Consider the following 23,696-nt stretch of genomic DNA (forward strand, 5'->3'; position numbering starts at 1 on the left):
TAAATGAAGGGCTTGAATGAGAACAGAGGTATGTCCTGGTTTTGGGAGAACGGCATGTATATGCTTTAAGGTAGTGACGTAGCAAAAGGCAGAGTCGGGATGATTCAGGGAGGTATTATGAGAACTAAAAGGACGGCGCGTCAGTTAAAGAGCGCTTGGATCGGTTATCGCGCTTCTGAAGCCGATCAACTGATATCTTCATTGCATGAGGAACGGATACAAGCGGAGGAGTTACTGCGCGAGGAGCGGGAACTTTTTCACGCGGCGCTGGAACGAAAAAAGCAGCGGGATGCGGAGTTAAAGCAGCTGCTTGCAGATGCGCTTGCGGAAGAGCGGCGCTGGATTGAAAGGGCGGGAATTCATGGGTGACAAGCTTAGGTGGCAGGTTGGAGGAGTTTCAATTCGCCAAACCAAGAGAAGAATAAAAGAAGAGCGTCAGCGAATCGAACAACTGCAACAACAGCTAGAGGCTCAGCGGGCAGAGCAGGCTCCGGTGCTGTACAAGCTTGATTTTCATATCGAAGAGTTGGAACGGCGACTTCAGGATACAGAACTTCGTATCGAGGCTATACGGAACGCCAATGATACAGCAGCAGCTGTGGAACAATTGCTGGATGAAGGGATACAGGATGGACAGGGGCAGGAGGCTCAAGTCCAATATGCATCTGGCCAGGAACAGACAGCAGCAGGAGCTGCTATGGTCACTGCTTCCAGTATCCCTGGTACGGAAGGCGAAGAGGCAGCAACAGGAACGCGGAGCGGCCGAAACGGCAAGGCCCGTCTGGGGGATCAACTGGTGGAGAACGGGATGATCACCCGCGATCAGCTGACAGATGCCATCCGCAACCAGAAGCGCTACGGTGGTAGGCTGGGCGATATTCTTGTAGAAATGGGCTTCATTACAGCCGAGCAGCTACAGGAACAGGTTGGCGGCGACGAGTCCAAGGAGCGCCTAGGCGATATGCTGGTTCGTTCCGGTTATATATTGCCGGAACAACTGGAACGCGCACTGGAGTTCCAGGCGAAGAGCGGCGGGCTGCTGGGCGACATCTTGCTGTCATTGCAAATGCTGGAACCTGCGGATTTGTACCGCGCGATTGCTACACAGAACCGGATCGGGCGTATTGGTGAGGAACTCGCGCTGGATGCGGCGTACAAACTACCCGAGCAAGTGGCAATGGCTTATGGCGTGGTCGTTATCCATCAATATATGAACCGATATATTGTGGCGGTCAGCGATCCGCTGCCAGAAGAGCGACGCTTGAAGCTGGAGGGAATTCTGGGTATGCCGGTAGAGCAGGTGCTTGCTACGAAGGAAGAGATGGAGCAGCTCTGGGGTAAAATCTACGGTGAAGAAATGATGCAGGAGAGCACGACCGGGCTGTTGGAAAAAGAACCGCACAATTCGGCGCGGACGACTTTTACAAAGGGACAACTTTGGGTGTTCGCAGCCATGGGTATGATTACACTGCTCGGTCTCTTCTGGAACAGTTGGAAAACGGTGTTGATCATCAATATGATGATTCAGCTGTTTTATTTTGCGATGACGCTATTTAAATTTGGCATTATTTATCTTGGTTCCCGGCGTGGGGCGCAGCTTCGTTTTACGAAGGAAGAGGTTGACGCCATGGATGAAAAGAAACTGCCGATCTATACCATTCTTGTACCTATGTATAAGGAAGCGGGCGTGCTTCCGATGTTGTTGCGAAATTTGGAGCAGCTGGATTATCCCAAGTCCAAGCTGGACGTGCGGCTGCTGATTGAAGAGGATGACATTGAGACGATCGAGCTACTTCGGGAAATGAAGCTGCCGGCCTATTACACGACACTGGTCGTTCCAGACGGTTTGCCGAAAACCAAGCCGAAGGCATGTAATTATGGACTTATTCGGGCACGTGGCGAGTTTGTCGTGATTTACGATGCTGAGGATCGTCCCGACGCTGATCAGCTTAAAAAGGTCATTGCAGCGTTCGATTCACTCCCTGAGCATTATGCGTGTATTCAGGCGAAGCTCAACTACTTTAATAGTACACAAAATTTGCTGACCCGCTGGTTCACTCAAGAATACAGTATGTGGTTCGAGCTACTGCTGCCGGGTATTATGCAGTTAGATACCCCAATTCCTTTAGGTGGCACATCCAATCATTTTCGGGTATCTGTATTGAAAGATATTAATGCGTGGGACCCCTATAATGTAACCGAGGATGCCGATCTGGGCATACGTCTGTATAAAGGCGGCTACAAAACTGCTATTGTCGATTCCCGTACATGGGAGGAAGCTAACAGCCGCGTGGGCAACTGGATTCGTCAGCGGTCACGCTGGATCAAGGGGTATATGCAGACGTGGCTGGTTCATATGCGCAATCCGGTGAAGCTGGTGCGCGAAGTGGGCTGGAAAGGTTTTTTCGGCTTTCAGGTGATGATTTTGGCAACTCCAATGTTGCCGTTGCTGAATCCGATTTTTTGGGGCTTGCTTATTTTATGGTTTGGCTGGGAATTGTCCTTTATTCCCAAGCTGTTCCCGGGATATGTGTATTACCTGGCCAGCGCGGAATTTTATATCGGTAACTTTCTGTTCGTATTCAGTAACGTGGCCGGAATGTATTGGGTCATCGGGGAACTGGAAGAGCGCGGTGAACGAACATTTTCATACGCGATGGTCAAATATGGGCTACTCTCGCCGTTATATTGGGTACTAATGAGTATAGCTGCGGTGAAAGCAGCTTGGCAGCTCATTACCAAGCCGTTCTATTGGGAAAAGACGACACATGGTCTGACCGATATGCACGACTTGGATGATACCCCGGCACAGTCCTCCTGAATATGAAGAAAGAAGGAGCAAGAATGGAGACAAAAACACCTTTTTTATCCGTCGTCATTCCCATGTACAATGAAAGCTCGCATCTTGAGCGTTCGCTTAAGGTGATTGATGGGGTACTGTCTGTTGTCACCTCACGCTATGAACTCATCATTGTAGATGATGGTTCCAAGGACGATACGTGGCTTAAATTGTCTGAATTATCCCATCGAATGCCCTCTTTGCTCGCGCTCCGGTTGAGTCGGAACTTCGGTAAGGAACTGGCGTTGTGCGCAGGTCTGGAAAATGCCTCTGGCGATGCAATCATTGTCATGGACGGTGATTTGCAGCACCCTCCTGAGATGATTGGAGAAATGGTGCGTTTATGGCAAAATGAAGGTTATGATTTGGTCGAATGTGTGAAAGAATTCCGGGGAGAAGAGTCGGTGGGCAAAAAGCTTGGAGCTTCTTTGTTCTACGCGACCTTGAACCGCTTGACGGGCTTTAATCTCAAGGATGCCTCCGATTATAAGCTACTGGATCGACGAGTGGTGGATGCCTGGATGGCGATGCCAGAGCGGATGCCGTTTTTTCGCGGAATGACGGCCTGGCTCGGTTTCCGTAAAACCCAGATTTCTTTCCGAGTGGCTCCACGCGAAGAGGGTCCAAGCCGCTGGAGTCCGTTAGGGCTGACTCGACTGGCAGCAGAAGCGATCGTATCGTTTTCGACAGTACCATTGCGGGTTGTAAGTCTAATGGGCCTCATTTTTATGCTGATTTCAGTCGTATTGGGGATTCAGACCTTAATGCGTAAATTAATGGGTGACGCTGTGACCGGTTTTACCACTGTCATTTTGCTGCTCTTGATTATCGGCAGTGTACTCATGCTGTCGATCGGAGTAGTAGGAGAATATATTGCCGCCATATATCACGAAGTCAAAGCTAGACCTCGCTATCTGATAGCAGATAAACGGGCGAATGCTGACCGATTGTGGGTGGACAGGGAGTTTAATCAACATGATCAGACGTTCATATCTAAAGTATCCAATCATTAAATACGGTATTGTAGGACTGCTGGGTACAGGTATCCATGTTGGTGTACTTGTGCTGCTGGTGGAGCTGTTTACGGTACCTGCAGTAATGGCTACTACAATAGGATTCGTGGTTACGCTGCTCGTTTCCTATGTGCTGAACCGAAACTGGACGTTCGAGCCTACCGGTGAGGGAAGCCGCACCCAGTTTCTTAAATATTTATTGGTCTGTACCTGTGGCTTACTCTTAAATGCCGCCCTGATGTACGTGACCATTCACTGGATCGGTTGGTCGTATCTGATCGGTGAAGTACTAACTACCATCATCGTGCCTGTTCATAATTATTTCTGGAACCGCTACTGGATCTTCTCCGTTCCGCAACAGCGTCAGAAAGAGGTTTCATGATTTTAAGAAAACACGGAAAATTGCTGTCATTGTTTGCTTTTATTGCTGCTCTTGAACTGGCGGTGGGTGTGTATTTTGCTTGGCATCTTGGCTATATGCATACCGATGCGCTCAGTCGAGTGGCTAATGCATTTTATGTGCTATACAGTCGTGATCCACACTTGGGTGCTATCGGGTTTGTATGGAATCCGCTGCCCAGTTTGATGGAACTGATCGTGCTGTTGTTTTATCCTTTATTTCCAGTACTCGCTTCCCACGGGCTGGCGGCAGTGATTGTGAGCAGCCTGTTTGCAGGGGCGAGCGCGGCATTATTGTATGCGACGGGCAAACAGTTGGGGCTTCACGGTGCAACCAGCTTGCTGATTGCGCTATTATTTTCACTGAATCCATTTATGTTTCTGTTTGGCTTCAACGGCTTAAGTGACTCGCCATATATCTTTTTCATCCTGTTGACAGTGAGTCGATTTTGTATGTGGTTGAAGGATCGCAAGGCGGCGAATTTGATCGTATCCGGTTTTGCACTTGCACTCGCTTTTTGGGTGCGCTATGAAGCGGTTCCGCTTGGTGTTGCGATGGCTTTGGGTGTATTGCTGACGATCTTTTTTCTGCATCGGTGGCGTACAAACAGAGAGAGCGTTAGAACGCAATTGTCTTTAAAAGAGCGCCTGTACAAGGTAGAAGCGACATGGCTTCTATTGTTGCTGCCGCTTGTCTTTTCCGGTTTGCTGTGGCTCTTTTTTAACTGGATTATCATGGGCGACCCGCTTTACTTTTTACGCTCGCAATATTCCAATTCCACACAATCAGCGGCTTTGTTAGAGGATCAGCGCTTTGTGGCCATGTTCGCCCACCCTGTGCTGATGCTAAAGTTCATAGGGCAACGAACCTTATGGTATGCGGCTCCGTTAATTTCCATTTTGCTTATACGCCTATTGGACAAACGTCTGTGGAGTTGGAGCACGCTTACGCTATTAGCAATCTTTTTATCGGTACCCGGGCTTCAGCTTTTACTGATGTTTAAGCATTCTTCGTTTGGCTGGTTCCGATATTTTATGTATGTATTCCCGATTACGGTTGCTTGGCTGCCGTATGAGCTTAGTCTGTTGAAGGGGAAAATGCGGGGGATCGGAATCTCACTGGTAACGGCAGGGATGTTGGTAACAGCAGGCTTGTTATCCTACGCACTGACGAACCCCGCGATTGCAGCAGATGAACACAGCTATTTGACGCATAGTGGTAATGAAAGCTACGAACGTCAAATTATTGAGCGGAAAATAGCGCCGTGGCTGGATGAGTATTATGGTTCATCTCTTATTTTGACAGATTCTTATGCCGCCTATCCGATCATTTTGAGCAGCAAAATTCCGAAGAAGTTTATGATTACGAGTGATTATGATTTTGGGGAATCTTTAATAGATCTGCCTGCTTCCAAGGTGGATTATGTCTTGGTCACGCGCTTGGTGGATGGGGTACCGCTGGATCAGGTAAACCGGAGCTATCCTGATTTATTCGAAAAGGGAGCGCCGTGGGCCTCGTTGGTACATGACTTTGACGGGCAGTGGCGACTGTACAAAATAGAGCATGAAGAATCGAAATAATTATTATATTTTAGTGCATCGTAGCGGAGGGAAGGATACAGCTGTAGGGTGTGAGTGGGCTACAGCTGTATCACCGCAAGAAGTTTGAGGGGGAACGAGAGGAATGTCCTTTCGCAAATGGTCTGCAAGCAGATGGATGGCTATAGGTCTGTTTGTATTTATACTTGCATTGGAACTTTCTGCGGGCATCTATTTCAGCTATGTTCTGGGATATATGCACACAGACGCGCTCAGTCGCGTAGCTAACGCATTTTACGTGCTGTACAGCCGCGACCCGCATCTGGGCGCCATCGGATTTATCTGGAATCCACTACCCAGTCTTCTGGAAATGGTGATTCTACTGCTGTATCCAATCTTTCCGGCATTAGCCACCTATGGATTGGCTGCTATTATTTTGAGTGCTACCTTTTCTGCTTTGACCGCTATGTTGCTATATCGGGCGGGTGTCAGAACAGGGCTTAGCTCTAGTATGAGCTTGCTGCTGGCTTTGTTGTATGCACTGAATCCGTTTATTTTACTGTTTGGTGCCAATGGGCTGAGTGATTCGCTATACATATATTTCATTATGATGACGGTGATTGAGTTTGCATTGTGGCTCAAGGATCGCATGACGGCAAGTCTGATTGTTTCTGGATTAGCGCTTGCCATGGCGTTCTGGACTCGTTATGAAGCGGTTCCTCTGGGCGTGGCAATGGCAGGTGGCGTGGTCTTGGCGGTTTTGTTTCTCCATCGAAACATGGGCAGACGCGAGCTGGCCTTGCGAGAAAAACTGCACAAGGTCGAGGCAACGTGGTTACTGCTTCTGCTCCCCGTGGTCTTTTCCGGGCTGTTATGGATTTTCTTTAACTATCTCATTATGGGGAATGCTTTTTACTTCCTGAATTCGGAGTATTCGAACACGGCCCAATCGGCAGAGCTGCTGAATGATGATAAGTTTGTAGAGATTTTCTCCAATCCGCTGGTAGCCTTGAAATTTATTGCTTCCAAAACACTTTGGTATTCGGTACCGTTGTTGGCTATTCTGTTCATTCGTCTGTTGAGTGGACGCTTGTTCCGATGGGGAACCCTGATTATTTTGCTGCTGTTCCTATCAGTGCCGGGATTGCAGTTTTTACTTATGATGAAGCAATCTTCGTATGGATGGTTTCGTTATTTTATGTATGTATTCCCAATTACCATAGCCTGGTTGCCTTATGAGTTGAGCCAGCTTCAGGGACGATGGCGGAGGGCAGCCTTTGGCCTGGTATCCGTCAGTCTGCTGCTTACCGCTGGATTACTTTCCTATGCGTTGACTCGCCCGGATATTGCACCGGATGAGAACAGCTTTCTCACACGGACAGGTAATGTGAACTATGTGAGACAGGAGTCAGATCGTAGGATTGCCGTTTGGTTGGATGAGCATCTGCCGAAGTCTACCATTATGACCGATTCGGCTTCAGCCTACACCATGATTGTTTACAGCCAACATCCTAAACGCTTCCTGATCACCAGCGATTATTCGTTCAATAAGGCATTAAGTTATCCGCAGGATCACCATGTGGATTATATCCTTGTACCTAAGATCATGTCAGGCATGCCACTGAGTAAGATCAATATGGTATATCCGAACTTATATGAACATGGTGCCCCATGGGTTCAGCTTGAACGTGAGTTTAATGGCGAGTGGCGCCTGTATAAAGTACTGCCTAAGTCACTAACTAAAGAATCTCCATCAACGGAGACCACAACAAATCCCTAATGTGCATATAATAAATCCCCGAGCCTATCCCTTCGCCATGGTGCGATGAGAGAAGCTACGGGGATTTTTTTAACCTGTTTAGTGCTCTTTGAGCGGTAGCCATGCCAGAACATCCTGAATTTTCGCGTCCCAGTATCCCCATTCATGCGCTCCAGGACCTTCTTCGTAGGTCAGCGGAACCCCGACGGTACTACATGTTTCACGAAAAGCCTGATTTCCCTTATAGAGGAAATCCTCTGTGCCGCAGCATTGGTAGAGTCGGGGGAGTGAGGTCCCCAAGGCAGCATGACGTTGTAGCAACTCTAGCAAGTCGTGATCTGTTCCGCGTATTTCATCTGGCCCAAAAATGTTAAGCCATTCCGCTGGACTCATCGCATTTTGCATAGGATCGGTGCGTGATGCGTGTAAATCCATGACTCCCGAAAGACTGGCAGCGGCTGCAAACCGCTCTGGATGCTGGAGTGCCAGTTTGAAAGCACCATATCCACCCATAGAAAGTCCGGCTACAAAATTATCCTCACGCTTGTCGGATAGAGGAAAGAATGAACGTGCCAAAGCCGGCAATTCTTCACTGATAAAGGTCCAATAAGCCGCTCCTTGCTCCATATTCGTATAGAAACTCCGATGTACTTGGGGCATAACGACAGCCAGGCCCAATGAGGCCACGTAGCGTTCAATGGAGGTTCGACGCAACCAGGTTGAATCATCGTCCGATAGGCCATGCAGCAAATACAGCGTCGGATGTGGCCCAGTTCCTTGCTTGCCCTCTAGTCCAATTTGTGAACGGGTTGCCTGAGGAAGAATAACATTCATGGATGTGCTCAGACCAAGAACTTCCGAATAAAACTGACATTGAATAAGAGCCATAAGAAGACCTCTTTTCCTAGGGGTTTGTGACCTCATTGCGGTGTTCAGCATATGACTGAGTATTCATTCAGTATACCTTAGCCTGTCTAAATATACATATCCAAGTGAGCGACTAGGTATTAAGTCCCGTTTCTTATTTATCCTACATTAGGAGGGGGTATGGTTATATGGGACGATTTTTTTAATTTGGGGGTTATTTGGGTTTGATTTCTGGTAAAGTGTTTAAAAAAGAATGATGAATCCAATCAGAGGAGGAATTTATAGCATGGGAAAAAAGTTAAGAAATACAGTTACAGGTGTATTGAGTACAGGTCTTATTCTTAGCGCATTCAGCGCAGCGGCAGCTGCTCCTCAAACTACAAATGAACATTGGGCAGGAGATCAGGTGCAACGCTGGTCAGCCACAGGACAATTGGACGGCGCGGTAAAACCGGATGCGGCAATCACACGTGCAGAATTTATTGTTCTTCTGAACCGCAGCTTGGGTACGTTCACGCAGGATACTCCAGCTGTGACAGACGTAACGTATGCGGACAGTGTAAAAGTAAACGGTAATGGTGGCAGAACGTTCACAGATGTACCAGCTTCTCACTGGGCATACAACGAGCTGACAAGTGCCGTGAATGCAGGTTACATAAGCGGCTATGCAGGTAACAAGCTCAAACCAAATGGTAAGGTAACACGTCAAGAGGCTGCGGCTATCGTAGGCAAAGCTATTGGACTCACTGCGGGTAACGCAGCAGATGTTACTAAATTTATTGACTCCGACAAAATTGGATCTTGGGCAAAGAAAAGTGTAGCGGCAGCTGCGGAGCAAAAAATCATCAATGGTTATCCGGATGGTAAATTTCAGCCACTGAAGTCGCTGACTCGTGCAGAGGCAATTGCTATTCTGGACGCTGCTTCCGGCTACAACCTGAGCCCTGTTGATAATCTGACGACGACTCCTGGTGGAACGGTAACGGATTCCACATACAGCAACGTGACAGATTCCACTTATGGTAACACGTCGACTACTTCTGGCAGCGAAACAGAAGATAGCAGCACAAATACCAGCACAGATAGCACGACTACGAACAACTCTACAACAATAGATACCAACACAGATGCAGACACAACTACGGATACGACTACAGATAGCACCACAGACACAGTTGCAACTACGGGAGTACTGAAAGTCAACAATGTGTATGACGGAGAAAGTACAATTACGGGGACAGCTAAAGCAGGTTCCACAGTAACCGCCTATTCCAACGAACTGCCTATCGGTAGTGCAGTAGCCAAAGATGATGGCACATTTAGTATCAGTGCGCTTACTCAAAAAGCAACGGTTAGACTGGTAATCAAAGCTAAAGATGCAGACGGTAACGAAAGTGAGCCTGTAGAAATTTCTGTTTTGGGTAAACGCAGCGAGTAATATATAGCTAAAATCCCCTTTCACTCTGTCTGGAACAAGTCCAGCCGACAGTGGAAGGGGGATTTTTCGTTTATTCGCTTATACCGTCCTCGACAATAGACTTCTCGGGTTCACGTGTTTGTGGCTCAGACGATGTGCCACCGCCATAACTAGCTATAATGCGTTGCTGCGCTCGGTACGTATCGCAGCTGATTCGGGTGCGCTCTACGGCTTTTCCGTCTACCTTTTTTACTCGAAATGTTTCTACCACATACCCTTCTTTGCCCTGCCGAAGTACTTGATAGAAGCCGGGGGAAAGTGAGTCATTACGGAGTCTTTTCTCCGGTATGGGAAGTACGCGAACCGTATGGGATTCCAGTTCATACGAAATATTGGACGGAAATGTACCAAAAAATTTAACAGTAAGTGTTCGGTTTTGGACAGCCGCACGAAGTAACAAATGCTTGCCTGTATTGTTTTTAAAACGGAAATTAATGGACCCCGTAGCGAAAGTCGCATCCTGACCTTTGGGCAGATAGCTGACCGGCAAGGAATGGTTGCGGCGCTCAACAATGTCCAAACCGACTCGCAGCGCTGCATTATACACCGTGCTGGATACCTGACAAATCCCGCCGCCTATACCGGACTCCAACTGACCGTTCACGATCACTGGAGCTTCACGAAAGCCATGAGTGCGCTCAGCCTTGGCAATCAATTGGCCGTAGTCGAATATGTCGCCAGGCTTGAGAATTAAACCATCAACGGTGCTTGCCGCTGAGTTAACGTTGTACACGCGTCCTTCCGAGCTGCTGCCCAGACTGGTGGAGAACTGGACGATTTTGCGCTCAATCCCTTCGTTACGCAGACTGTCTACCGAAATTTTCGGCTCCAGCTGACGGAAAGGTAATTCCACTCGTACCGGCTCTTCATAAGCAGTAAAATCCTTGGGCAACGCCTTTTCCAGGGCAGCGTCCAGTTTGGGCCAATCCAGACGTCGTGCAGAGCGCCCCGGAATATAGCGAACCTGATCATTCCCATCAATCTGACGTACAGCATTGACAGGCATGCCGTATCGTTGCTCCTCCCAATCGGCTCCGAATCGGGCTTTCAATATCTCCTTTTGTCGGAAAGAAGCGATAGGCCATTCCTTCTCAAAGCTAAAACGTGTCTGCACACGAGTCCATAGATGCTCTGAGCTCAGCGCCTTCACGGCATTTCGAAATGCCTCCGCTTTATAACGAATCCCTGCTTCCCCAAGTGTAATTTTTATATCCTGTGCACTGCTGTCACTGTCCGTCAGAAGTAGTGGACGTTGCTTCAATGCATCCAATTTTTTATCCACCAGCCGAAGAGCGGCTGTGTGATCCATGCTTCCTACGTTAATTCCTCCGACCCTCACTCCCTCCGGCAGTGTTTGTCTGTCGGCGTACAGATGAAGTCCTCCCCACAACATGGCTAGCGCCAGAACACCAGACCATATCCAAATGACAGATAAATGAATTTTTTTCATAATGCAGATGTCTCCTGTCTGATAAGCTTGATAGCATACTCGTGTGCCATAATATTCATATATATGTGCCAAAAGCAGAAAACTTTCGGTACTATTTAGGTAACAAATTTGTTACAATGATAAACGGTATGATGAAATAGAGAAGTTTTTAAAGGAAATGCATGGAATATGTCGAATGGATATTAGGTTATGCGTAATATGATTAAGCAACGGGAAGTGATCGAGTGATTGAAATGCAGGATGTGTGGAAGACCTATACTAACGGAACCCACGCACTTCAAGGAGTATCGGTCAGAATTGACCGCAATGAATTTGTATACGTAGTCGGCCCGTCTGGAGCGGGGAAATCGACTTTTATGAAGCTTATTTATAGAGAAGAAGTACCTACCAAGGGGCAAATTTCAGTCAATGGTTTTAATATCGGGAAGCTCAAGCAGCGTAAAATTCCCTACGTTCGTCGTAACATCGGAGTCATTTTTCAGGATTTCCGGCTTTTGCCGCGTTTGACGGCTTATGAGAATGTGGCTTTTGCTATGGAAGTTATTGAAGCTCCCAAGAAGCTGATTCGCAAACGGGTACCCGAAGTGCTTGAACTGGTTGGCTTGAAAACAAAAATGAATCGTGAGCCTGCCCAGCTTTCCGGTGGGGAGCAACAGCGTGTAGCGATTGCACGGGCCATCGTAAACAATCCTTCCGTGATCATTGCCGATGAACCTACGGGAAATCTGGACCCGGAAACATCGTGGGAGATCATGCAGTTGCTGGACGAAATTAATTTTCGGGGCACGACCATTGTGATGGCGACCCACAATAAGGACATCGTGAACTCTATGCGTAAACGCGTGATTGCCATTGAAAATGGCAACATCGTAAGAGATCAGGTAAGAGGGGAGTACGGATATGACTTTTAACACCTTCTTACGTCATGTGCGGGAAGGTTTCAAAAACATATTCCGCAATGGCTGGATGTCCGTGGCATCCGTCACCTCGATTATTGTGTCACTGCTCATATTGGGCGTATTTATCATGCTGGTGCTCAACGTCAATTCCCTGGCTGATCAGGCAGATAGTCAGGTGGAGGTTAACGTATTTCTGGAGCTGAATGTAGAGCAAAACATGCGTGAAACACTGCAAAAGGAAATCGCGGCGATGCCAGAAATCAGCAAAACGACCTTTGTGACTAAAGCTCAGGGTTTGGAAGAGCTGCGCAAAGATTTGGGTGACAGCGGCAAGGAGCTGCTGGAGGGTTTTGACAAGGACAGCAATCCACTGCCGGACAAAATTGTGGTAGAGGTTATTGAACCAACAACGGTTCCATTTGTGGCCGAAAAGATTGAGAAGCTGAATACGTTGCATCCAGAGAAACCGATTTTAAAGGTTCGTTATGGAAAAGGCACCGTAGAGACGCTCTTTACGATTACGAAGCTCATTCGTAATGTAGGCTTTATATTCGTCGCTGGACTGGCGATCATGTCCATGTTCCTCATCTCGAATACGATTCGCGTGACCATATTGGCACGACGAAGAGAGATTGGCATTATGAAGCTGGTCGGTGCGACCAACTTTTTTATACGCTGGCCGTTTTTTATTGAAGGAGCGCTTATTGGTCTCATTGGTTCCCTGATTACCGTGGGTATTTTATTTACTGGATATCAGCGTTTGCTGACCGCCGTTCAGGGCGATATAGCTCTGAATATGTTGAAGCTTATGCCACTTGAAGGCATTTGGATTCAGTTGAGTGCATTGCTGATTATTTTGGGGATGCTGGTCGGAATTGTTGGCAGTACCCTGTCCATGCGCAAGTTCTTAAAAGTATAAGAAACGTTGGATGGACGTCGTGGTTGATTTAATAGAACGGGGAAGCCCGGTGTTATTTTGCGATAAAGGATGGGGAGTGCAAGTTGAAAAAAACAGGATCTGTGTTGGCCGCTACCTTGGTAGCCGCATTGCTAATCCAGCCTTCTGACGGATATGCCAAAAGCATGAGTGAGATCAATTCGCAGCTGAACAAATTGGAAAAGCAGGCCCAATCTGCCAAGCAACAACAGGAAAAGGCTGCTCAAGATAAACAGTATGCCCAACATTACAAAAATAAAACCGTGCAAAACCTAAAAATTGTGCTTGCTCAGATTAACAGTGTCAGTGATCAGCTGACTCGTGTTGCGGTTCAGATTGATCAAACGGAAGATAATCTGCGTGCGACTAAAAAAGATTTAGCTGAGGCCATTGATCGTATCCAGTCACGGGAAAAAATGCTGGAAACTCGTGTGCGTTTGATGTATACGGATGGAACCGTCTCATATATGGACGTGCTGATGTCTTCGTCCAGTTTTAGTGACTTTCTTAGCCGGGTAGATTCCCTGAAAACGATCGTGGAGCAGGATCAAATCCTGTTGGACGAGCATAAAAAGGACAAGGCTCTGGTCGTAAGTAAGAAGAAGCAGCTGGATACGGAATATAAAAATGCCAAGAAGCTGTATGCGCTCAAGCAGGGCGCCAAAGCAGAACTGAATTCGAAGGAGAAAGAGAAGCAAAGACTGATTTCCAATTATGATCATGATATTGCGGAGTCAGATGAAATCAGCGAAGAGCAAAATGACATGCTGGTAGCCCTCGCGAACAAACGTGTGGGTCTGGTGCAGGAGAAGAACAAGCTCAGAGCGGAGCAGGCTGCCAAAGCAGCACGCGCCAGAGCGGCTGCACGTGCGGCTGAAGCCAAACGATATGCATCTTCTTCCTCAGGCGCTGCCTCGAATTCCAGCCATGCGGCAGCCAGTACGTATACGGGTGGATCAGGTACGTTGGCTTTACCTGTATCTCATTACAGACTCTCATCTACTTTTGGCATGCGGGTACATCCGATTACTGGCAAGCTTAAAGGCCACACAGGTATTGATATGGCGGCTCCGCAGGGAACTGATATTCATGCAGCTGAAGACGGTGTTGTCATTGTTGCCGAGTGGTGGAGTGGTTATGGAAACACAGTTGTAATTGACCATGGAGACGGACTATGGACCCTATACGGACACATTCGCAATGGCGGTACGGTGGTTCATACGGGGCAGACTGTGAAACGTGGTCAAAAAATTGCAGAAGTTGGTTCGACGGGCAATTCCACGGGACCTCACTGTCATTTTGAGGTGCGCGAAAATAACAAACCTGTAAATCCGATGAACTATTTATAGTAAATAAGGTAAGCCCTATTTATAGCCATTACGGTTGTAGATAGGGCTTTGCTGTAATGGTTAATATCCGATGAAGAACATGTGCATTGAGACACGGAGTAGGATACAATTAACATATTCCGTACAAGCTAGACGTATACTTCGTGGATGGATATGCGTTGTAAGGCAATAGGATACAAGATAACGAGAAGGCGGTGGACGATTAGATGTTGAAAAAAAGTACAGCGATACTCTTGATGGTGATCGGGCTGCTTGGCGGCAGTCTGCTCACTTTTGCCTATACTGGAACGACTACAGTAGGGAACAGCGCTCTGGGCGAAGGACTGCTGGCGAGTGTGACAGGTAGCAGTTCTACCTCCAGAAGTGATATCCGCAAAATCGAGACGGCGATGGACCTGATTCAGGGACAATATTATCAGGATGTGGATCGTACCAAGCTGGTGGATGGCGCCATCAATGGTATGATGGAGTCGCTCGGCGACCCGTATTCCTCTTATATGGGTAAAGAAACTGCACAACAGTTCGAGCAATCTATAGAAGGCTCTTTTACCGGGATCGGAGCTGAAGTAGCGGCTGAAAACGGAAAAGTAGTTGTAGTCACGCCAATTAAAGGCTCGCCGGCTGAAAAGGCAGGGCTACGCTCTAAGGATATTATTTTGTCTGTTAATGGTGAAACAATGGACGGATTGGATCTGAACAAGGCCGTTTCCAAAATCCGTGGACCTAAAGGCAGTCAGGCGAAAGTCAAAATTCAGCGCAGTGGCTCTCCTGATCCGCTCGAATACACGATTACCCGTGACAATATTGATATGGAAACTGTAACAGCTCATATGGAAAGCGACGGTGTAGGCGTCATCACGATCACCCAGTTCTCCTTGAATACAGCAGAACGATTCAAGGAAGAGTTGGCGAAGCTCGAGAAGCAAGGGCTAAAAGGGCTCGTCATTGACGTGCGTAATAACCCGGGCGGCGTGCTTTCCGTTGTCATTGAGATTGCGCAGCAATTTGTACCTTCCGGCAAAACGATTGTACAAGTGGAAGACAAGAATCAGAAGCGTGAAGAAGAGAAATCCAAAGGTTCACGTAAAAATTACCCTGTGACTTTGCTAATGAATAAAGGTAGCGCAAGTGCGTCCGAAATTCTGGCAGGTGCTCTCCAGCAATCAGCAGGTGCTGTGTTGATCGGGGAAAACTCCTTTGGTAAAGGTACTGTACAAACCAGCTATGACAAGCAAATGGGTGACGGTAGCCTGCTCAAAATCACGATTGCCAAATGGTTAACGCCAAATGGAACGTGGATTCATAAAAAAGGGATTAAGCCGAACATCGCGGTGGAACAGCCTGAATACTTCACAGCAGCACCGCTGAACAAGGAAAAGTCCTTGAAATACAATATGAATAGCAGTGATGTGAAAAATGCACAAATCATTCTGCAAGGTTTGGGTTACAAACCAGGTCGCGAGGATGGCTATTTTGACAAAGTAACTGAAAGCTCTGTTATTGCTTTTCAAAAACAAGCGAAGCTGACGGCTAGTGGCATCATTGATGCGAAGACAGCAGCAGCGATGGAAGCCAAGCTGATTGAGAAAATTCGTGATCCGAAAAATGATAATCAACTCAAGCAGGGGATTGAAGAGATTCGGAAGGAAATGAAGACAAGCGTAGCGAAATAATAGTGAGGCTACAACAAGGGGGCTGGAAACAGCCTCCTTTTATATTGGGATTTATTTGCAGTCTGTCGGTTTGTCTTCCCTACGTTGGCAATTTCATATAGAATAAATGGATATGAAGTGTACGTGATCCGCTATACAGCGGGCCAGGGGCATAAGGGAGTGTGAATGGACTTGGAATGGGCATTACAATGGGGATGGAGCGTCTTGAATGCTTGCTTATACCTGCTTATGCAGCCGTTTTATTATATCTCAATACTCATTGTCGCACTTGGTTATCGTCGGCAAATGCTGCTGGAGCGCAAGCTATTTCATACTAAAATGCATAGCTGGGCCTCAGAGACCTGGCGTGTCGTATGGAGTGGTTTGCTTGCTGGAATGGCGCTATCCGTTCTGGGAATGTTCGTCAGCGTGCATCTGAACCCGGCTTCCATCGTGTGCCTGTGGGTAGCAACATTACTGCTCATGCTGGTACGCGTCCGTTACCTGTGTCTCGCTTATTCGGTAGGTCTGCTAGGTGTGGTTCAATTTTTCCTAAATGTGGCCAGTGGCTGGCAACCTGTGGGAGCGCTCGGAACTTCAGTAACGGCTATCCGCGGATTGGATATTCCAGCACTGTTGGTGTTGGTCGCCGTGCTGCATGTGGCTGAGGCGCTGTTGGTTCGCTGGCAAGGGGGGAAAGCTGCCACTCCGCTGTTTGTCGAGGGCAAACGGGGAAGATTGGTTGGCGGTTATCGTATGGAAGACCTTTGGCCCATTCCGTTGTTATTGCTGGTACCGACTCAGGGGGGATTCACGCTTCCCTGGACACCTTTGTTTGGCGGCGATGCCGGAACCGGGTATATGCTGACAGCCTTGCCAATCCTGATGGGCTTCAGCAGCGTGACGCTAGGCCAGCTACCACGACAGAAGGCGGTACTCACTTCGAACCGCTTGCTCCTATACAGTGTGGCTTTACTTCTGTTGAGCTTGCTGGCGGCATGGTGGAGTCCGCTGATATTGTTAGCAGCGTTATTCTCTTTTCTGGCTCATGAGGCGCTGATCTGGTATGGTAATATGGAGGAAAGTCGTCTTAGCCCGATGTTTGTCCATCCGGAGCAAGGGATGCGTGTGCTCGCTGTGCTGCCAGACAGTCCGGCGACAGCCATGGGCATACTGCCGGGCGAGGCCATTTACCGCGTGAATGGAGTTATTGTGAATACCCGTGCCGAGTTACACCAGGCCTTGCGGATCAATTCTGCCTTTTGCAAGCTGGAAGTACGCAATCTGCAAGGCGAGAGCAAGTTTGTGCAGCGAGGCATGTACGATGGCGATCATCACCAGCTAGGGGTCGTGCTTGCACCGGATGCAGACGCGAGCTGGGCCGTATCCCTACAGCCGGCCTCCATCTATCGGATTGTTGCCATGCATATAGGCGCACGGCGACGTAAAGCTGGACAGGCATCGCAGGCAGAGGGTACACAGTTGGATACCATGAACAAATAGATGTTACAATAAGAGGGTAGTCATTATTTGATTAGAGTCGAATAAGGCTACGCTCTTTTTATATGCCGACAGTAGCCTGCTTGAAATCAATATTCTGATCGGTATACAATGAATATGTAATAAGAAGCGTCGATGAACCGAATGTCTATCATGTGTGTCAAGCAGGGAGAGGAAAAGATGAACGCGATTCACTTTATTCGAGAGTACATCAGGCATCCACGCAGCGTAGGCGCTGTTATACCCAGCTCAAGACAGTTGGCCAAACAAATTGCCACACCGATTTACTTTGACAAAGCATCGTGCATTATTGAATATGGTGCAGGGACCGGTGTGTTTACGCAAGAGCTGATTTTGAACAAGCGTCCAGAAACGCTACTTTTAGTGATTGAAGCTAATGAATCGTTTTACAAAACGCTACAAAGCAAGTACGGACACTTGGAGAAGGTACACATCATTCATGGATCGGCTGAGCATGTAGCGCAGTATATACGACAGTATGAGGTTCCAAAAGTGGATTATGTCGTATCAGGGCTCCCTTTCACCAGCCTGCCAGGCGCGTTATCTAGCCTTATTTTGGGACAAACGGCTGAGGTTTTGGGCCAGGAAGGCAAATTTATTACGTTCCAGTACAGCAAGGTCAAACACAATTTTTTCCGCACCTTTTTTGCTGACATTCAGATTAAAAAGGTAAACTGCAATGTCCCGCCCGCTTATGTGTTCACGTGCAGCCTGTAACCTTGCAGCTATGTAGAAGATTAGAATAAATACGAATGCGATTATACGGATGATTATGAGAAGACTTGGTCAGCGTCATTAAGATACTGAAACGGTCTTTTTTTGTTGTCCACTTTCATAGATATATAAGAAGGGGATATGTTAAAAAGCAAAATTCATTTAAGGAATCATATTTTAAAATGGGGCTTAACCTATATATTACATAAGATGGAACCCACTAGATTTTTGTAAGATTCATGATAAATCTGAACTTTTGTTAAAGGAGATTTATATATGGTAAAACCACTGATATTCATGCGTTGGTGTGAGTACTATAAGTTAAGTGATCGTGAGACGGACTTTGTATCTTTTTTTATGATGAATTTCTCGGCTGCCCGTTCAGGCAATCAACCGAAGCTTAGGGAGCAGTTTGTTGAAATTCAGAAAAAAACCTTTCCTGAGTACCCGTTTGATATTACCCCGGAAGAACTGGATTACTCCAAATTCGAAGGTTTGATGAAGCAGGTGTTGAAAATTCATTTTGACACGGCCGAGCTACTATACTCCTTTTACCTCCAAAAGCTGTGCGCACCTTTGGCAGAATACATTTTATCCACTGGAGAATCAGAGCCTGCGCGCATCTATTATAAGCTTATTCAAAAGGATAAAGTACGGTAGGAAAGACGAGTGTGGATAAGCAAGAGCTATTGGGATACTCAAGCAATATGGTTATTTAAGAAATTAATACTAGCTAATTAAAACAATAGTTAAAAATGTAAATATACCTTTGTGTTAAGGTAATATTATAAATCCAGTTTCAAAGAAAGAGGGTGTTGTCTTCGGCTGGAACATTTCAAGCAGGGATATGACGCTGTACCAGAACGATAAACTCGTTTGGAATCAGGAGCCTTAAAGCCTTGTAGAGCGGCACTCGTATGGGTGCCGCTCTTTTCAAACTTAAAGGAGGAAAGCGGCATGAAGGAGAAAAATAGTAGTGGTATTTGGTCCAAACGTTCCAAATGGCTGCCGGTCGTCATGGCATGCACGATTATAGTAGGGGGGGCTCTACCGACTCCAACTGTAGTTCACGGTCAAACGGCAAAGACCGTTACCATTAAAGTCGATACATCCAAGGATCGTAAGCCGATTAGCCCTTATATTTACGGTACGAATCAGGAATTGACAGGCGATGAGAATCTGACTGCCAGACGACTTGGTGGCAATCGAATGACCGGATATAACTGGGAAAACAATATGTCCAATGCAGGAAGTGACTGGATGCAGTCCAGCGATAGCTATTTATGCGACAACGCCGGATTGACAAAAGCCGAATGTGAAAAGCCAGGTGCGGTGGCAACCTCGTTTCACGATCAATCGCTGAAGCAGGGCACATATTCTTTAGTCACGCTGCCGATGGCTGGTTATGTGGCCAAGGATGGAAACGGAAGTGTGCAGGAAAGTGAAAAGGCCCCTTCTGCTCGTTGGAATCAGGTCGTAAACGCTAAAAATGCGCCGTTTCAACTACAGCCTGATCTGAATGACAATCAGGTTTATGCGGATGAATTCGTCAACTTTTTAGTGAAAAAGTACGGCGTTGCTTCAACAAAGACGGGCGTGAAAGGATATGCGCTCGACAATGAACCCGCTCTCTGGTCGCACACGCATCCGCGCATTCATGGTGAAAAGGTCGGAGCCAAAGAGTTGGTAGACCGGTCGGTAAGTTTATCCAAAGCTGTTAAAGCGGTTGACGCGGGTGCGGAAATTTTTGGGCCCGTTCTTTACGGTTTTGGCGCCTATACAGATCTTCAAACCGCACCTGATTGGAACTCTGTAAAAGGCAACTACAGCTGGTTCGTGGACTATTACCTGGATCAAATGCGCCTTAGCTCGCAAGCTGAAGGCAAGAGATTGCTGGATGTTTTCGACGTCCACTGGTATCCCGAAGCGATGGGCGGAGGCATACGAATTACGAATGAGGTAGGCAATGACGAAACGAAGAAAGCCAGAATGCAGGCGCCTCGTACTTTGTGGGATCCGACCTACAAGGAAGATAGCTGGATCGCTCAATGGAACAGTGAATTCTTGCCTTTATTGCCTCGATTAAAGCAGTCGGTGGATAAGTATTACCCGGGAACCAAGCTGGCTTTGACTGAGTATAGCTATGGCGGCGAAAATGATATTTCTGGCGGTATCGCTATGGCCGATGTGTTGGGCATCTTGGGCAAAAACGACGTTTATATGGCAAACTACTGGAAGTTAAAGGAGGGTGCCAACAACTACGTTAGTGCCGCTTACAAGCTTTATCGCAATTATGACGGAAAAAGCTCTACTTTCGGTGATATCAGCGTTAACGCGCAAACGTCGGATATTGTTAATAGCTCGGTGCATGCTTCCGTAACAGATGCATCCTACAAAGAACTGCACCTCGTTGTCATGAATAAAAGCATGGACAGCGCATTCGACGCCCAATTTGATCTTTCCGGCGAGACGACTTACGGTTCCGGTAAAGTATGGGGCTTCGACAAAAATAGCTCGCAAATTAAGGAATCCGCACCAATCACGCAAATTTCAGGCAACCGCTTTACCTATACAGTACCACCATTGACGGCTTATCACATCGTGCTGACTGTTGGCAATGATACACCTGTGGAAGGTCCCGAAAACTTTGCGCTGAGAGCTGAGACTGGCGATGGGAAAGTCGATTTGTCCTGGGACGCTTCCAGCGGAGCTGTAGGGTACAGTGTACAGCGGGCTACGTATGAAAATGGTCCTTTTACTGCTGTAGCATCCAACTTGGTCGAAACGTCTTATACAGATACCAACGTAACGAACGGCACTTCTTATTATTATAAAATAACCGCAAAAACAAAGGCGGGAATGAGCGAATCCAATGTTTTGAAAGCGGTTCCTAGAGCGCCTGTAGACGGATCGAATCGCTATGAAGCCGAAGAGGGCACGCTGAAGGGAACCATTGTGGAATCCAGCGGGACTGGCTTCTCAGGTACTGGTTATGTAACTAATTTCCACAATCCGGGGGATTCCCTGGCGATGACGATTCAGGCAGAGGCGGCAGGCTTGTACAATCTTACAATCGGCTACCGTTCTCCTCATGATGACAAACGCACGAACTTCTCTTTAAACGGCAAAGCGTCTGGCGAGCTGATACTTTCGAAATCGGCTGATTTTAAAGAGACTTCCGGTGGTAAGGTTCTGTTGAATGCAGGGGCCAATACGATCGGTTTTGAAACAGGCTGGGGCTGGTATGATATCGACTATGTCAAGCTGGAGCCAGCTACTGACCGTCCACCGCATGCGGTAACCAAAACGCTCATTAATCCGAATGCGACGATAGAAGCAAGAGCATTGATGAACTACCTGGTTGATCAATACGGGAAGAATATGCTCTCTGGTCAGGAGGAGATAAACGAAATTGATTGGCTTCAAGCCAATGTAGGTAAAAAACCAGCAATTGCAGCGCTTGACCTGATCGACTATTCGCCAAGCAGAGCGGAACACGGTCTTAGTTCCACAGAGACGGAAAAGGCGATTGCATGGGATAAGCAAGGGGGCATCGTTACCTTTGCATGGCACTGGAACGCGCCGAAAGGTCTGATCGATACGCAGGGAAAAGAATGGTGGAGAGGCTTCTATGCCGATTCGACCACATTCGATATCGAATATGCGATGAATCATCCAGAGTCCGAAGATTATACATTGCTTATTCGCGACATCGATGTGATTGCAGGGCAATTGAAGAAGTTGCAGGATGCGAAAGTTCCTGTGCTGTTCCGTCCTTTGCACGAAGCGGAAGGCAAATGGTTCTGGTGGGGCGCCAAAGGCCCTGAGCCTGTTAAAAAATTGTATATTTTGATGCATGACCGTTTGACGAATATGCACAAACTGAACAATTTGATTTGGGTATGGAATTCTGTAGCGCCTGATTGGTACCCGGGAGACGAGTATGTGGATATTTTGAGCTTTGATTCTTATCCGCAGGCAGGCGACTACAGTCCGCAAATTGCAAAATACGAAGACCTTGTTACATTGGGCAAGGACAAAAAGTTAGTTGCCATGAGCGAAAACGGACCTATCCCGGACCCTGATCTGATGAAGGCGTATCAAGCCCATTGGAGCTGGTTCGCTACATGGTATGGGGATTTCCTGAGAGACGGCAAACAAAACAGTCTTGAGCATCTGAAAAAAGTGTATAACCATCCAAACGTCATTACGCTTGAAAAGCTCCCGACTAACTTAAAAACGTATGGTATTACCGAGCAACCGTCTGTACCGGGTAGCTTCACACTGAAGGCAGCGGGCGAAACGGCGAAAGTAAAGCTGAGCTGGACAGCATCGGCGAATGCCGCAAGCTATGAAGTGAAGCGTTCGACGGCTGAAAACGGTACGTTCGCCACCGTAGCGAGCGATGTATACGAAAGCAGCTACACCGACACAGCCGTAACGGCAGACACGATGTACTATTACCAAGTCGTAGCGAAGAACGATGCAGGTCAAACGGTTTCGAACACGGCTAGCGCAGCACCGAAAGCGGATACTCAGCAGCCGACAACGGGACTGGTGCTCCAGTATCGCGCAGCGGATACAAATGTGGACGACAATAACTTGAACCCGCACTTCCAAATTGTAAACAAAGGTACAGCCTCCGTACCGATCAACGAGTTGAAAATTCGCTACTACTACACGATCGACGGCGACCGCGCGCAGACATTCAACTGCGACTATGCAATGCTGAGCTGCTCAAAGCTGAATGGTAAACTGGTTAAAATGGATAAGGCCGTCACCGGCGCTGATTATTATTTGGAAGTCAGCTTCAACTCGGATGCAGGCGTGTTAGCATCTGGAGGAAGCACGGGCGAAATTCAAACCCGTATTCATAAAACAGACTGGTCGAACTATAACGAAAGTGACGATTACTCGTATAAAGGCACGCAGACTTCATTCGCCGATCATACGAAAGCTACGTTGTATCATAATGGCGTACTTGTTTGGGGAACAGAACCGGTAGCTAATTAAAATGATATAAATACTATCGCTGAAATGAGCAGGGGGATTTAGTATCCTACCTGCTCATTTTTTTATACGAGAAAACACCTATATGATTATTTTGTAAAAAATGAAATGATATGTTTATTTCTATTCTTTTTGTAACATATCAAGAATTAGAATGGAATTAATTAGAAGGGAGGAGATGAAAAAATGTAACAGAAACGTAGCCACAGACATAAAGCAAGGTGTTTAGTAGCTTAAGAACTTTTAAAGAAGACTATTAAAAAGGAGAAAT

The 23,696-nt window shown here is 47.2% G+C and carries 17 protein-coding genes; 15 read left to right on the forward strand and 2 right to left on the reverse strand.

The window, feature by feature from the left end; translation table 11 throughout:
• Positions 1–117: 117 nt before the first annotated feature.
• The 6 genes from G9G53_RS06520 to G9G53_RS06545 all read left to right on the forward strand — a co-directional run bounded on the left by G9G53_RS06520 (position 118) and on the right by G9G53_RS06545 (position 7,570).
• Entirely contained in the window at positions 118–369 is a 252-nt protein-coding gene (locus tag G9G53_RS06520; protein WP_029514559.1) for a hypothetical protein, read from the forward strand.
• Positions 362–2,821 carry a glycosyltransferase family 2 protein gene (locus tag G9G53_RS06525; RefSeq protein ID WP_165146297.1) on the forward strand — a complete coding sequence of 820 codons (2,460 nt, stop codon included), beginning with the start codon at positions 362–364 and terminating at the stop codon, positions 2,819–2,821. The genes G9G53_RS06520 and G9G53_RS06525 overlap by 8 nt, the downstream gene beginning before the upstream one ends.
• Positions 2,822–2,844: 23 nt before the next feature.
• A complete protein-coding gene (locus G9G53_RS06530) occupies positions 2,845–3,852 on the forward strand; it encodes a glycosyltransferase family 2 protein (protein ID WP_029514557.1) in 1,008 nt (335 codons plus the stop codon).
• The gene (locus G9G53_RS06535; RefSeq protein WP_029514556.1) at positions 3,815–4,234 is read left to right on the forward strand and encodes a GtrA family protein; all 420 of its coding nucleotides are present in this window, start codon (positions 3,815–3,817) and stop codon (positions 4,232–4,234) included. Before G9G53_RS06530 ends, G9G53_RS06535 begins: the two co-directional genes overlap by 38 nt.
• Positions 4,231–5,832, forward strand: coding sequence for an ArnT family glycosyltransferase (locus G9G53_RS06540; RefSeq protein ID WP_165146300.1), 1,602 nt, complete (start codon positions 4,231–4,233; stop codon positions 5,830–5,832). The genes G9G53_RS06535 and G9G53_RS06540 overlap by 4 nt, the downstream gene beginning before the upstream one ends.
• A 103-nt stretch (positions 5,833–5,935) precedes the next feature.
• Complete coding sequence (locus G9G53_RS06545; protein ID WP_069010684.1) at positions 5,936–7,570, forward strand: glycosyltransferase family 39 protein; 1,635 nt, start codon at positions 5,936–5,938, stop codon at positions 7,568–7,570.
• A gap of 78 nt (positions 7,571–7,648) precedes the next feature.
• Here the strand turns inward: G9G53_RS06545 and G9G53_RS06550 are convergent, their stop codons facing one another.
• Positions 7,649–8,437 carry an alpha/beta hydrolase gene (locus G9G53_RS06550; protein WP_029514553.1) on the reverse strand — a complete coding sequence of 263 codons (789 nt, stop codon included), beginning with the start codon at positions 8,435–8,437 and terminating at the stop codon, positions 7,649–7,651.
• Between the two features lie 265 nt (positions 8,438–8,702).
• On the opposite strand from G9G53_RS06550, the gene G9G53_RS06555 reads away from it, so the two are divergent.
• Positions 8,703–9,854, forward strand: a complete 1,152-nt coding sequence (locus tag G9G53_RS06555) for an S-layer homology domain-containing protein (protein WP_165146303.1) — start codon at positions 8,703–8,705, stop codon at positions 9,852–9,854.
• Positions 9,855–9,924: 70 nt separating this feature from the next.
• Here the strand turns inward: G9G53_RS06555 and G9G53_RS06560 are convergent, their stop codons facing one another.
• Entirely contained in the window at positions 9,925–11,343 is a 1,419-nt protein-coding gene (locus G9G53_RS06560; RefSeq protein ID WP_165146306.1) for a VanW family protein, read from the reverse strand.
• A 224-nt stretch (positions 11,344–11,567) separates the two neighbouring features.
• Between G9G53_RS06560 and ftsE the strand changes: the two genes are divergently transcribed.
• The 8 genes from ftsE (at position 11,568) to G9G53_RS06600 (ending at position 23,428) form a co-directional block, all read left to right on the forward strand.
• Positions 11,568–12,254: a cell division ATP-binding protein FtsE gene (gene ftsE / locus G9G53_RS06565; protein ID WP_023990620.1), complete on the forward strand. Its 687-nt coding sequence runs from the start codon at positions 11,568–11,570 to the stop codon at positions 12,252–12,254.
• On the forward strand, positions 12,244–13,161 hold the full coding sequence (gene ftsX / locus G9G53_RS06570) for a permease-like cell division protein FtsX (protein ID WP_013312238.1): 918 nt from the start codon (positions 12,244–12,246) through the stop codon (positions 13,159–13,161). Before ftsE ends, ftsX begins: the two co-directional genes overlap by 11 nt.
• Positions 13,162–13,244: 83 nt before the next feature.
• Complete coding sequence (locus G9G53_RS06575) at positions 13,245–14,528, forward strand: M23 family metallopeptidase (protein ID WP_029514550.1); 1,284 nt, start codon at positions 13,245–13,247, stop codon at positions 14,526–14,528.
• A gap of 206 nt (positions 14,529–14,734) precedes the next feature.
• Positions 14,735–16,201, forward strand: a complete 1,467-nt coding sequence (locus G9G53_RS06580) for a S41 family peptidase (RefSeq protein WP_165146309.1) — start codon at positions 14,735–14,737, stop codon at positions 16,199–16,201.
• Between the two features lie 165 nt (positions 16,202–16,366).
• Positions 16,367–17,683: a PDZ domain-containing protein gene (locus G9G53_RS06585; RefSeq protein ID WP_165146312.1), complete on the forward strand. Its 1,317-nt coding sequence runs from the start codon at positions 16,367–16,369 to the stop codon at positions 17,681–17,683.
• A 177-nt stretch (positions 17,684–17,860) separates the two neighbouring features.
• On the forward strand, positions 17,861–18,418 hold the full coding sequence (locus G9G53_RS06590) for a class I SAM-dependent methyltransferase (protein WP_029514547.1): 558 nt from the start codon (positions 17,861–17,863) through the stop codon (positions 18,416–18,418).
• A gap of 273 nt (positions 18,419–18,691) precedes the next feature.
• Positions 18,692–19,075 carry a hypothetical protein gene (locus G9G53_RS06595; protein ID WP_029514546.1) on the forward strand — a complete coding sequence of 128 codons (384 nt, stop codon included), beginning with the start codon at positions 18,692–18,694 and terminating at the stop codon, positions 19,073–19,075.
• Positions 19,076–19,372: 297 nt separating this feature from the next.
• Positions 19,373–23,428 carry a glycosyl hydrolase gene (locus G9G53_RS06600; RefSeq protein WP_165146315.1) on the forward strand — a complete coding sequence of 1,352 codons (4,056 nt, stop codon included), beginning with the start codon at positions 19,373–19,375 and terminating at the stop codon, positions 23,426–23,428.
• Positions 23,429–23,696 lie beyond the last annotated feature (268 nt).

Source organism: Paenibacillus sp. EKM206P, assembly GCF_011066155.1.
GTDB lineage: Bacteria > Bacillota > Bacilli > Paenibacillales > Paenibacillaceae > Paenibacillus > Paenibacillus polymyxa_D.

Coding starts and splice junctions, on each gene's coding strand:
- G9G53_RS06520 (WP_029514559.1), top strand. CDS start 118: ATGAGAACTAAAAGGACGGCGCGTCAGTTAAAGAGCGCTTGGATCGGT.
- G9G53_RS06525 (WP_165146297.1), top strand. CDS start 362: ATGGGTGACAAGCTTAGGTGGCAGGTTGGAGGAGTTTCAATTCGCCAA.
- G9G53_RS06530 (WP_029514557.1), top strand. CDS start 2,845: ATGGAGACAAAAACACCTTTTTTATCCGTCGTCATTCCCATGTACAAT.
- G9G53_RS06535 (WP_029514556.1), top strand. CDS start 3,815: ATGATCAGACGTTCATATCTAAAGTATCCAATCATTAAATACGGTATT.
- G9G53_RS06540 (WP_165146300.1), top strand. CDS start 4,231: ATGATTTTAAGAAAACACGGAAAATTGCTGTCATTGTTTGCTTTTATT.
- G9G53_RS06545 (WP_069010684.1), top strand. CDS start 5,936: ATGTCCTTTCGCAAATGGTCTGCAAGCAGATGGATGGCTATAGGTCTG.
- G9G53_RS06550 (WP_029514553.1), bottom strand. CDS start 8,437: ATGGCTCTTATTCAATGTCAGTTTTATTCGGAAGTTCTTGGTCTGAGC.
- G9G53_RS06555 (WP_165146303.1), top strand. CDS start 8,703: ATGGGAAAAAAGTTAAGAAATACAGTTACAGGTGTATTGAGTACAGGT.
- G9G53_RS06560 (WP_165146306.1), bottom strand. CDS start 11,343: ATGAAAAAAATTCATTTATCTGTCATTTGGATATGGTCTGGTGTTCTG.
- ftsX (WP_013312238.1), top strand. CDS start 12,244: ATGACTTTTAACACCTTCTTACGTCATGTGCGGGAAGGTTTCAAAAAC.
- G9G53_RS06580 (WP_165146309.1), top strand. CDS start 14,735: ATGTTGAAAAAAAGTACAGCGATACTCTTGATGGTGATCGGGCTGCTT.
- G9G53_RS06585 (WP_165146312.1), top strand. CDS start 16,367: ATGGACTTGGAATGGGCATTACAATGGGGATGGAGCGTCTTGAATGCT.
- G9G53_RS06590 (WP_029514547.1), top strand. CDS start 17,861: ATGAACGCGATTCACTTTATTCGAGAGTACATCAGGCATCCACGCAGC.
- G9G53_RS06595 (WP_029514546.1), top strand. CDS start 18,692: ATGGTAAAACCACTGATATTCATGCGTTGGTGTGAGTACTATAAGTTA.
- G9G53_RS06600 (WP_165146315.1), top strand. CDS start 19,373: ATGAAGGAGAAAAATAGTAGTGGTATTTGGTCCAAACGTTCCAAATGG.